General features: G+C 53.5%; 9 protein-coding genes. 3 read left to right on the forward strand and 6 right to left on the reverse strand.

What is annotated here, in order from left to right:
* The first annotated feature begins 109 nt into the window (after positions 1-109).
* On the forward strand, positions 110-1,417 hold the full coding sequence (locus tag J4E53_RS07235; protein ID WP_060742332.1) for an OprD family porin: 1,308 nt from the start codon (positions 110-112) through the stop codon (positions 1,415-1,417).
* A gap of 334 nt (positions 1,418-1,751) precedes the next feature.
* Positions 1,752-2,549, forward strand: a complete 798-nt coding sequence (locus J4E53_RS07240) for a CmcJ/NvfI family oxidoreductase (RefSeq protein WP_177431689.1) — start codon at positions 1,752-1,754, stop codon at positions 2,547-2,549.
* 136 nt (positions 2,550-2,685) lie between these two features.
* Here the strand turns inward: J4E53_RS07240 and J4E53_RS07245 are convergent, their stop codons facing one another.
* The 3 genes from J4E53_RS07245 to J4E53_RS07255 form a co-directional block, all read right to left on the reverse strand.
* Positions 2,686-3,786: a low temperature requirement protein A gene (locus J4E53_RS07245; protein ID WP_103308325.1), complete on the reverse strand. Its 1,101-nt coding sequence runs from the start codon at positions 3,784-3,786 to the stop codon at positions 2,686-2,688.
* A gap of 107 nt (positions 3,787-3,893) precedes the next feature.
* Positions 3,894-4,424, reverse strand: coding sequence for a thioredoxin domain-containing protein (locus tag J4E53_RS07250; protein ID WP_060742329.1), 531 nt, complete (start codon positions 4,422-4,424; stop codon positions 3,894-3,896).
* Between the two features lie 11 nt (positions 4,425-4,435).
* On the reverse strand, positions 4,436-4,978 hold the full coding sequence (locus tag J4E53_RS07255; RefSeq protein WP_060742328.1) for a redoxin domain-containing protein: 543 nt from the start codon (positions 4,976-4,978) through the stop codon (positions 4,436-4,438).
* 581 nt (positions 4,979-5,559) lie between these two features.
* Between J4E53_RS07255 and J4E53_RS07260 the strand changes: the two genes are divergently transcribed.
* Positions 5,560-8,319: an AAA family ATPase gene (locus tag J4E53_RS07260; protein WP_371919208.1), complete on the forward strand. Its 2,760-nt coding sequence runs from the start codon at positions 5,560-5,562 to the stop codon at positions 8,317-8,319.
* Positions 8,320-8,445: 126 nt separating this feature from the next.
* On the opposite strand, the gene J4E53_RS30735 is transcribed toward J4E53_RS07260, so the two are convergent.
* From J4E53_RS30735 to J4E53_RS07275, 3 genes are all read right to left on the reverse strand, one after another.
* Positions 8,446-8,820, reverse strand: coding sequence for a hypothetical protein (locus J4E53_RS30735; RefSeq protein ID WP_237140775.1), 375 nt, complete (start codon positions 8,818-8,820; stop codon positions 8,446-8,448).
* Between the two features lie 373 nt (positions 8,821-9,193).
* The gene (locus tag J4E53_RS07270; protein WP_060742326.1) at positions 9,194-10,318 is read right to left on the reverse strand and encodes a cupin-like domain-containing protein; all 1,125 of its coding nucleotides are present in this window, start codon (positions 10,316-10,318) and stop codon (positions 9,194-9,196) included.
* A 15-nt stretch (positions 10,319-10,333) separates the two neighbouring features.
* Positions 10,334-10,978: a hypothetical protein gene (locus tag J4E53_RS07275; RefSeq protein WP_146042605.1), complete on the reverse strand. Its 645-nt coding sequence runs from the start codon at positions 10,976-10,978 to the stop codon at positions 10,334-10,336.
* Between the last annotated feature and the right edge of the window lie 17 nt (positions 10,979-10,995).

Raw genomic sequence — 10,995 nt, forward strand, 5'->3', positions numbered from 1 at the left:
ATCGTCGATTTCTCGTGCTTAGCGGGATATTAAGAATAATAAAAACGCGCACCTGGAAAATTTTGCGCTGCTTCTATTACTTCAAAATAACAAATGGAGCGCTATATAAATGAGTCGAAAAACAATAACTGCAAGTTCGGTGTTTCTTAGTATCACCCTGAGTGTACAGGCGCATGCTGACTTCCTGAGTGATAGCAAAGCCACCTTGGGAATGAGAAACTTCTACTTCAATAACGACAACCGCGATGGCATTGCCGACCCTTCCAAAACCGAAGAATGGGCGCAGGGTTTCATGCTGGACTTCAAGTCGGGCTATACCGATGGAACGGTTGGTTTTGGTGTCGATGGCCTGGGGTTGCTGGGGGTTACCCTGGACAGCGGCAAAGGACGGCATGTCGGTAGCAGCATGATGCCTTCTGACAGTGACAACCGTGCCGTCGACGAGTGGAGCCGGCTGGGGCTGACCGGCAAAGTCAAAATGTCGAAAACTGAATTTCGCTACGGCACTTTGATTCCGAAGCTCCCAATTCTGGTCGCCAACGATGGGCGCGTGCTTCCACAAACTTTCGAGGGCGGTCAAATCACTTCGAGCGAGTTCAAGGGGCTGACCTTGACTGGCGGTCGGATCGAACATGCAACAGGGCGGGGTTCGACCGATCAGACGGGGTTGGCCGTTGCTGGCGGTACGCGTGAAAGCAATCAGTTTGACTTCGCCGGGGGCGATTGGAACGTCACCAAGGAACTGACAGCCCAGTACTACTACGCCAACCTCGATAACTACTATAAACAGCATTTTTTGGGATTAATCCACACCCTGGCGCTCTCGGACAATCAGTCCCTTAAAACCGACCTGCGCTACTTCAAAACTGACTCCTCAGGTGCAAATAGCGCCGGTACGTCAGGCTACAGAATGAGTGGCTACACCAAAAACGGTGATGGAGAGATCGACAACCGTACCTGGAGTGCCGCGTTGATTTACACACTGGGTGGCCACGCGATTACTGCGGGGTATCAAAGTGTGTCGGATGGCAGCAACTTCACTCAACTCAGTCAGGGGAGCCTGGTAGACAAGGGCGCCGGTGGAGCAAGCCTGTATCTGTATACAGACCGCCTGATCCAAAGTTTCGCCCGCGCAGGCGAGCGCACAGTTTTCGGTCAGTACGCTTACGACTTCGCCGCACTGGGTGTCCCTGGCCTGAAAGGCTCGGTCATGTACCTCTCCGGCGATAATATTAAAACGACGTCAGGCGACAACCAAAAGGAATGGGAAAGAGACATTAGCCTGGACTACGTGCTTCAGTCCGGAGCGCTCAAAGGCGTCGGATTTGGCTGGCGTAACGGCAAGTCCAACAGCGAAGCGGCTCGTAGCGTAGATCAGAATCGTATTTTTGTGAGCTATAGCATTCCGCTTCTCTAGATAGTGGTGCGGGAAGTTTAATAACCAACGTCCGAACCCGTTATGCCAGACAAACGATTGTAAAGGGCGGGCCAGGATATCGGATGCTCATGATCGACGCAGACCCGGAGTGCGACACGCCGTCATGGTCAAGCTGGTCGTCGATGCCGAAGTTAGAGAGGTCCTTTTCTACCGGTCGTGTGCCGTGCACCTCGGGCTGCATTTGATAGTGTCCGTTCAAAGGCATACGATCGAGCTTGAAGGTGTCTACATGAAAGTTACAGCGCCGCCACGGTGACACTACGCCGGATGCGCTCAGCAGAACGGGAGGTGTTACTTGAAGTGCACAACTGATATGCCCGCCAGCGTCATCACAAAACTCACCTACCTGGTCAAGCACGATGCGAAGCCCTATGTGCATACCGAGGCTCTGACCGGTAACAGTGAACCGCACTACTTTGCTGAGCAGGAGGAGCGCGAGGTCACGATACACAACGGTCGTCCGTTGGCAGACAGCCTTTCTCTGGACAAGCAGGGGTTTGAACTCCATCGGCGGGATACGGTGGTCGACGATCTCTACGACGATACCTCAGTGGAAAGCGTCTACTATGACGAGGTCAAGGCCTTGATCAAGGAGTTGACGGGCGCGAGCCGGGTCGTCATCTTCGACCACACCAGGCGCAGCGACGCCGAGCGGCGGGATATTCGCGGTCCAGCCAGCCGTGTGCATAATGACTACACCGACCGCTCGGGGCCTGAGCGTATTCGCGACGTGCTGGGCCAGGATCAGGCCGGCGCACAGGTGTCGGTGGCCCAGATTAACCTCTGGCGCCCGATGAGCGGGCCCGTCAAGCGCTCACCGCTGGCGGTGCTGGATGCCTCGACGCTCGACTTCGATGACCTGCTGGCCACCGACTTGGTCTATCCGGATCGTATCGGCGAGATCTACCACCTGGCCTACAATCCGCAACAGCGCTGGTACTATTTTCCGGACATGCGCCGTGACGAAGTCTTGCTGATCAAGGGGTATGACTCACGTCACGACGGCCGTGCCCGCTTTACGCCCCATACCGCCTTCAAGGACCCCAATACGCCGCCGGGATCTCCGCCGCGTGAGAGTATCGAAGTTCGCACCCTGGCCTTCTTTGATTAGGTTTTTGCCGCTTGGCGCGTGCCTCCCGCGGCGTTTGCCCCCGTGCTTTCCAGGCGACCACCCGCTTTGGTTGGTAGGGCTGTATTGATGTGCGCGGATAGCTGATCCACCCGTGATATGGCCCAACGTTAAAGATTCAACGATACCGGAAGTTTAGTAAAACATAACAGATCATGGTTGCTGTCAGGCCGACCAATATGTACTCGACGCGGGGTAGGAATATAACCAAACCACCTAGAGAAAACACGATCAAGGTGTTTTGTAGTATGTATTTCCTTATTTTAGGTACCGCTATGAAGTAGCCATATTGCTTGCCTAAGAAAAATAAGGCCATACCGATGATTGACGTAATCTGGAAATCGCGCATCGCAATGTCATTCAGGATCGCATGCCTGATCAAATTTGCCAGGAGTGCTAGCCCCAGAAATAGAAAAAGATGCGAGTAAATCAGGGAGTGTCCAGTCATACTACTTTCATTTTTGCTCAGCAGGTAAAAACTATCAAAATAGATCCACCAGATACTGCAAATCATGATAAATCCGGTGATTGCTGCCATCACATTATAACGATCCCATTGAATGTCAGATAATCCTCCAGAAAGGCTAATCACTGACTCACCCAATAAGATGAGGGTGAGTAAGCCTACGCGTTCAACCAAGTGTTCTGTATGTGCTGGCAGTGGCTTTAGTTTAGTCCAGAAAAATACAGGGAACAGAATATCAAGAAGAATCCCAGTGTAAGCGACAAGGTAACGCACGGGTGGGTCAAAAAGAATGGATGAAAGACTAACAACTGCGCTAATTAACAGGGCGAAGCCAAGCTTAGAGGAGAATTCGTTACGTGAATCGAGTTTGCTTATGGACGAAATGTACATAATACTGATGATGGCACGTATACCAAAATAGCAGGCAATAACAAGGGGGTAGTTTACTTCCAGATCTTCCCCGATCCGAGCAGATGCCACAATGAGAAGCAACATTATAAATAATGTTGCTAAACGGTGAAGGTTACTGTCTGTATCAAACCTATTGGAATAAATCGTGTGGCTAGACCAGATCCACCACAATGGAACAAAAATCAGTAAAAATGTCCATAATTGATCATGTTCAAAGTGGCCTTGATGAACATGTCCGAGAGTATGCGTAACTTTGCCAATTGTAACAACAAAAGTCAGGTCAAAAAACAACTCTAACCATGTGGCGCGCCGATTTTTTTCATAATACTTCAATGATTTCATTAGTTGCCGGCTCCGTGTACACCTCTTTAAATGTAGAAGGAAGCTAACGCTGTTAGTCCCCGGCTTCGGTGTGGGCGATGCCAAGCCGATGTCGCTGTCTAGCGACTTCACCCACGCACTAACGAAAGCTCAATCATCTGGCTCATCTCGGCGAACTCTGGAACCCCGTCATAGCGAAGCCCGTCGATGTAAAACGCTGGGGTGCCATTCACGCCGCTTCGTACGCCGCCATTAAAGTCGGATTGTATTTTGGGGAGGTAAGTACCGTCTTGCATGGCAAGAACGAGTTCTTCGCTGGAGAGGCCGTGTTTTAGAGCGATGGCCCGAAACAGCGGCAGGCCCAATCGCTCCTGATTTTCATACAATTCGTCGTGAGCCTCCCAGAAGAATCCTCGACTCCCGGCATACTCAGCGGTGACAGCTGCACCCATCGCATGCGGGTGAGCGGTGGTCAGTGGAAAGTTACGGAACACGAACTGCAGATCATCGCGAAAATGCTTTTGTAGCTCTTTGACCATCCAATACGCTTCACCGCAATAGGGACATTCATAGTCGCCAAATTCCACCAAGGTGACCTTGGCATGCGCACTTCCCTGGCGATGGTCGTTGTCACTTACCGGGACTTTGAGAGTGGCCATGTGATCACCCGTTAATTTTTGGTTTGCGTGTCTTGTGGCGAATTCGCCAGCGCATCCAGCGCATCCAGAATGCCGTCCGCCCCAGGGTTGATTGCCATCGGTGAGACGTAGCTCCAGGCGATCCCCCCCTCCTTGTCAATCACGAACAGCGCCCGCTTACAAACCCCCAGGAGGGAATCGTATGCTCCATACTGTCGCGCCACAGCACCTTTGGGCTCGAAATCGGCCAGCAGGCTGAAGTGAAAATTTCGGTCTTTGGCGAAGGCCTGATGACACCAGGCGCTGTCAACCGAAATACCCAGTAGCGTCGCACCGTATTCTCTGAATGTGGGTAGCAACTGGTTGTACAAGGTCAGCTGGTCACCACAAACCACACTCCAGTCAGCGGGATAAAACGCCAGTATCACGGGATTTCCCTTTAGCTCGCGCAGCGATAGCTGCTGATCAGGGGTCGCGTACAGCGTGAAGTCGGGCGCGACAGTGCCGGCTGACAGCGGCCCCTGAGCCAGGTCGTCATTCGTTTTTTTTGCATCATCCAATTCTGAGGTGTTCATTGCTTGAGCCCTGATAGAAAGGTGGTTGGGGTCTACTCAGGGGAATACAACTTGGTCGGCGGGATAACTCCATCCACCATCAAGGGATTTATAACGGCAACGATGCCTCGATCTCAGCCTGAGCCTGAGTGTTTTCGGCAGTGAGACGTTCACGTTCCGCTTCAAGAAGCACGACGACGTCCGCCGTGCTTTCGCGGTATTTGATTGAGGGCCAGGAGGGTAGAGCGGCGACAGGATTCGCTCTGGCTCACCAATGACTATAGTCGCTGTTCTCGCTTGCCGTAGTAGCTGAACGCGTTTTCGGTTTCCTCAGCAAGGCCGCGCTCGCTCGTTCTGTTGCCCATGAAATTATCAGACGTCGTTCGTCGGTTTCCTGAGTCGCCCATAGCGTGTTTTGATGAGATCCGACTATCTTGATTGGATGGCATCGTCTGTCGTGACTGCCATTCCCCGCAACATCATCGTCTTCCTGATCAAGCTCAGCGTAATGCGGATCTCATGTCCCAGCTTCTTGAGCATCGTTTACAGGGAAGTAGATCCATCTGAATGAGTTCGTGTTATCCACCTTTTGGAGACAACTCATCATGGCAACTCTCTGTGAAATATGTAACGCGAGACCAGCGGTCGCGCGGGTGACCGTATCGCAAAATGGCCAAGCCAGAACAATGTCCGTTTGCGACCACGATTACCGCCAACTCTTACGCCATCAAAGCATGTTGAATCCATTCGACTCTCTGTTGGGCGGGGGAGTCTCTCGCTTTTTCGACAGCATGGGCGGCGCAAAGGATCAGGGGGGCGATGACTTCAGGCTCTCTGCGCAAGTACCTCGAGAATCTGTCGATGCAACCGATGCATTCAGTTCCCAGACGCTCGAAATTTTGCAGCGCGCCGGAGAGAAAGCCCACGAACTGAACCGCAGCGATCTCGATACCGAGCATCTGTTGTACGTGCTGGCAGATACCGATGTTGGTGCGGCTTTGCTCAAGGAGCTGAAGCTTTCTGCGGACGATATCAAAGGCTACATCGATCAACATGCGCAGAGGGGCACTGCCGAGGTTTCGGTCGATCAGATGACCATTTCTCCGCGCTTGAAGAAAGCGTTCAATTTTGCATTCCAGGCCTCTCGTGATTTAGGGCATTCGTACGTAGGCCCCGAACATTTGTTGATCGGGCTTGCTTCTGTCCCGGAAAGTATTGCCGGGACGTTGCTTAAAAAATACGGCGTAACGCCTGAAGCCTTGCGGCAGAAGGTGGTCAAGGTGGTGGGCAAGGGGGCTGAAGATGGGCGAGTCGATACCCCGACGGGAACGCCGACACTCGACAAGTTCGGTCGCGACCTGACGTCGTTGGCTCGCGAGGGCAAGCTTGATCCCGTACTCGGACGTGCGCAGGAAATCGAAAATACCATTGAGGTGCTGGCACGGCGCAGAAAAAACAATCCAGTGCTTATTGGTGAACCCGGCGTTGGTAAAACAGCCATCGTTGAAGGGCTTGCACAGCGTATCGTCAAGGGTGACGTCCCTGAGATCTTGCGTGGCAGACGGCTCGTTGAAGTCAATCTGAACTCAATGGTTGCGGGCTCCAAATATCGTGGTGAATTTGAAGAGCGCGCCAAGCAACTGCTTGATGAAGTCGCCGCAAAAAGCTCGGAGCTTATTCTGTTCATCGATGAGTTACACACGATCGTTGGCGCGGGGCAGGGTGGTGAGGAGGGCGGCCTGGATATTGCCAACGTACTGAAACCCGCATTGGCACGCGGGGAGCTTAGTTTGATCGGTGCGACGACACTCAATGAGTATCAAAAGCACATCGAAAAAGACGCAGCGCTTGAACGACGCTTTCAGCCTGTGCTGATATCCGAGCCCACCGTCGAACAGACCATCATTATCCTGCGTGGGCTGCGCGATAAGCTTGAGGCTCACCATCAGGTCACATTCGCCGATGAAGCATTTGTGGCGGCAGCAGAGCTGTCGGATCGTTACATCACCTCGCGCTTTTTGCCGGACAAAGCCATTGACCTGATCGATCAGGCAGCCGCCCGCGTCCGAATCAGTTCCTCCTCAAGGCCGGCTGGCATTCAGGAGCTGGAAGCCGAAATCACGCAACTTAAACGTGAACAGGATTATGCATCCTCCCGTAAACGTTTTGATGAATCCAAAGGCTTCGAAGAGCGCATTGGTCAAAAACAAGCGCAACTGGGGGAGGAAACAGAAGCCTGGGAGCGCAAGACCGGTTCCGAAACCCTTGAGGTGACCCTGGAGTCAATTGCCGAAGTTCTGTCCCGTCTCACCGGTATTCCAGTGACTGAGCTCACGCAGGCAGAGCGTCAAAAGCTGTTGAATATGGAAGACACTTTGCGTGATCGGCTGGTCGGACAGGAAGATGCCGTTCTCGCGGTCAGCGATGCTGTTCGTTTGTCTCGAGCCGGCCTTGGCCAGGCGAACAGACCTATTGCCACGTTTCTTTTTCTTGGCCCTACGGGCGTCGGCAAAACCGAACTTGCCAAAGCGTTGGCGGAAACGGTGTTCGGTGACGAGCAATCGATCATTCGTATTGATATGTCGGAGTACATGGAGCGTCATGCGGTTGCCCGGTTGATCGGTGCGCCGCCCGGTTATGTGGGATATGACGAAGGCGGCCAGTTGACAGAGCGTGTCCGCCGCAGGCCCTACAGTGTGATTCTGCTCGACGAAATCGAGAAGGCGCATCCCGATGTGAGCAACGTATTGCTACAGGTATTCGACGATGGGCGTCTCACGGACGGCAAAGGACGTGTTGTGGACTTCAGCAATACGATCATCATTGCCACCAGCAACCTGGGCTCTCCCGTGATCATGGAGAATCTTGAGCGCCCAGAAGATGCACGCCTTACGGATAAAGCGTTACGTGATGAATTAATGGGCGTCTTGAAAGGGCATTTTCGTCCCGAATTCCTGAACCGTATTGACGACATCATCGTGTTCCATGCCCTTACCCGTGACAACATCCGGTCGATTGTGAGCATTCAGCTTGATCGGGTCATTCGAACCGCAGCTGCACAGAACATCACAGTGAAAATTGATGGTTCACTCATTGATTATCTGGCGGATGTTGGCTATCAGCCTGAGTTCGGCGCGCGCGAGTTGAAACGTCAGATTCGCCAGGCCGTCGAAACGCGGCTTGCGAAGGAAATGCTCGCTGGCAAGCTGGAAGCCGGCGATAGTGTTGAGTTGGGCTACGACAAGGGGCGTGGCGAAGTGATCTTCAGTAAGGTGGCGGCGGATGTGCCAAAGGTCTCCGGAGACAGTAGTCCACCAGATCAATCAAATGATCTAGCGCCTATGGCGGAGACTGGGACTTAGCCTCAACACACTCACGAGGCCAGGCAACGGGTCTGTTGAGCATGACGTGGAATGATGTATTGGAAGTCATGTTCACAGGCCTTTAGGGAAGTTCCGTCCTGACGCTCTCAAAATTAACGTAATTGTTCATCGATTCATGTTCATATACCTCGTTTCCGCCCGCCTTAGCTTTGCCGCCCCAACCTCTGACAGTCCCAATTCAGGGGATGAGGGATGCTGGTTTTCAGAAAACACGTTTTGGGATCTGGATTGGAAAAACGATGTTGCAGGGCATACGACTTTGATCTGGCTAGCCCTGAAATTGAGGTCACGGCTTTTGGCATAGATGTAGAAAGCCTGGATCGCGCGCAGATGTGCCGCAGTAGTGTTGTAAGCGCGGTACCTTAGCTTGAGTTGAACGTAGATGAACGGGACAAGTATGGGCAACGGAGCCGCGTCTCCAGTCTGCACGAGCAGCGGTACACGCTGACCTGAAGAGAAACGGCACTGAATCAGCTTCATCGGCAGCCACCTCATTCAAGGACTCGCCATGAACACAAAGGACATGGCCCGTTGAGAGATTGGACGTCAGAAGCGGGTTTGTCGAATCAGTACCTTATGAGCCTCATGAACATTTCTAACATGGCATCTGGTTTAACATAATATACATTATGTGCAGCCAATGATCAGCCCAGGTGACGCCCTGTGCAGGCTTTTTCGCCATTGAGGTTCTTTAAATATGCGAATGAGCCGTCGTTTGATTTTTCCAAGGTCAAGTGCCGATCTGCCGCTGCACCTGGCATGCATGAACAACGCCTTTCAAAAAATGTCACCCATCACGTTTGCAGCAAGCGTGTGTAGAAAGGTCCGTTGATACGGACATGGATCGCAAACCCTAGCTCAGTTGCTCGATCCATTGCAGCGCTACGTCGGCCGGTGCCGCTTCAATGCGTCCAGAGAAGGAAGCCCAGGCCTCTTCACGCATAAAACGATTGATCGACATCACCAGACCGTTGCTTCGCACCGTATGAAACCAGCCTGCAGGTAAAACAAGCAACTCGCCTGGGTGAAGAGTGATTGTCAGGAACTTTGCCTGCTGAGCGAGAGGGAAACGGATGAAATCTGGTTGGAACGGATCAAACCGGGCCAATTGGAACATATTGAAGCATGCGCCGGGATACAGGTACTGCGCCTCCTCAGGCGGAGCTATCATGAAGGTCTTGACGCCACTGACCTGTCCGATAAACGCATGCAGAAAGTCCCTATGCAGCCGGGTGCAAGCCGCTTCGTCGCGACGTCCCATCCACAACTGAGGACGACTGAAACAGGTGGGCTTTAGCAGCGGAAGCGTAAATGCCTCGCACATGGGGCCCGGAAGCGCGCATCCGCCACTGTAGACTAGAGCCTCACCACCGTGGAGCGCGTCACGGATGAGCGCGCCCAATGTCGATAAGTCCAGCGACGCGCCCAGGACGTCCGCATCGAGCCCAACCAGCGGCAACTGGCCGTACTGCTCAAACAGACGCTCTATCGTCATCCGCCAACCGCCCTCGCCGAGCATCGATGTCAGGACCAAGGGCACGCTGAAATGCAACGCCCAAAGCAGCCCTGAGGAATTGATCGAAGGACGACGGCAAATCGGCGGATCCAGCCGCAGCCAGTTCTGTGCGCGGGAATCGATCGTGCGTAGCCGGGCCGGGCCAGTCGCGCCCTCCCCATGCGCCGCCAACGCGATCAGTGACAATAATGCCTGGTCGCCGGACATCTTGGCACCACAGCGCAGAGGTTGTTCCGGGTGCTCTACCAATCCCTGGAACATATCCTCTGACATCTCGATGCTGGCGTCCGGCGCCCTGTGTGTGCCGTCCGAGAAACGAACGTTATCGGTCAACGTCGCATGGAATCGTCCCTCGGGCTGCTCGCCTACGATGAACTGCACAATGCCGCCACGATGCCCCGGGCGGAAGTTCTGCTCCACCCGCTGGATAAATGCCTGCTTGAGTTCGGGGAAGATAGGCATGATAAAGAACGGACGTCAGACGAGGCCGGCCTGGACGGCCACGTCGTTGAAAAAACACTGGCGTGCTTCAGCGGTTGGGAGGCTGATCGAACACACAGGCTCTACCGCAAGCGTGATCGCATACAGCACATCGAACTCGCAGTCGGCAAGTACCGACAGTGATTGCCGCAACGCCTCCTTGCCCGATTTAGAGGGAAAGGCCGTCCAATTCGCCCCATCATAGCCAACGTTGTCACCCGCGAACAAAGCACGAAAGCCATCCATTTCAACCAGGAAGCAAGTCCCCCCGGGACGGTGTCCAGGCGTAGGAATCACCTCGACATGTGGAAACAGATGGTGCCTGTGAAAGGGAAATGCCTTCACGTTCCCTACACTCTTACCCACATCATCCCGCTCAGGCTCACTGCAATACGTCCAGGCACCAAAACGCTTATGCAGCACATCGCAATGGTTGCTCTTTAAATGCATATCGCCGAGCAGTTGCGCGCTGACCCCGCCCATATTCGCCATAGCCTCGAAGTCCCCCTCGATACTTGCACCTTTGGCGAAACAGGGCAGCATCAGATTGCCCTGGGGATGGACGACAAAGAAGCTGCAATATTTCGTCGGTGTGACCTTCGATGGTTGAACGCGAAAAACAGAGGGCGCGAGCGCTATCATCCCCGACCTGTCCATGG

This window comes from Pseudomonas sp. FW305-28 (assembly GCF_017351395.1).
In the GTDB taxonomy this organism is placed as follows: domain Bacteria; phylum Pseudomonadota; class Gammaproteobacteria; order Pseudomonadales; family Pseudomonadaceae; genus Aquipseudomonas; species Aquipseudomonas fluorescens_AA.

Excerpts from the sequence above, each read along its gene's own strand:
- J4E53_RS07235 (WP_060742332.1), top strand. The coding sequence starts at position 110 with ATGAGTCGAAAAACAATAACTGCAAGTTCGGTGTTTCTTAGTATCACC.
- J4E53_RS07240 (WP_177431689.1), top strand. The coding sequence starts at position 1,752 with ATGCCCGCCAGCGTCATCACAAAACTCACCTACCTGGTCAAGCACGAT.
- J4E53_RS07245 (WP_103308325.1), bottom strand. The coding sequence starts at position 3,786 with ATGAAATCATTGAAGTATTATGAAAAAAATCGGCGCGCCACATGGTTA.
- J4E53_RS07250 (WP_060742329.1), bottom strand. The coding sequence starts at position 4,424 with ATGGCCACTCTCAAAGTCCCGGTAAGTGACAACGACCATCGCCAGGGA.
- J4E53_RS07255 (WP_060742328.1), bottom strand. The coding sequence starts at position 4,978 with ATGAACACCTCAGAATTGGATGATGCAAAAAAAACGAATGACGACCTG.
- J4E53_RS30735 (WP_237140775.1), bottom strand. The coding sequence starts at position 8,820 with ATGAAGCTGATTCAGTGCCGTTTCTCTTCAGGTCAGCGTGTACCGCTG.
- J4E53_RS07270 (WP_060742326.1), bottom strand. The coding sequence starts at position 10,318 with ATGCCTATCTTCCCCGAACTCAAGCAGGCATTTATCCAGCGGGTGGAG.
- J4E53_RS07275 (WP_146042605.1), bottom strand. The coding sequence starts at position 10,978 with ATGATAGCGCTCGCGCCCTCTGTTTTTCGCGTTCAACCATCGAAGGTC.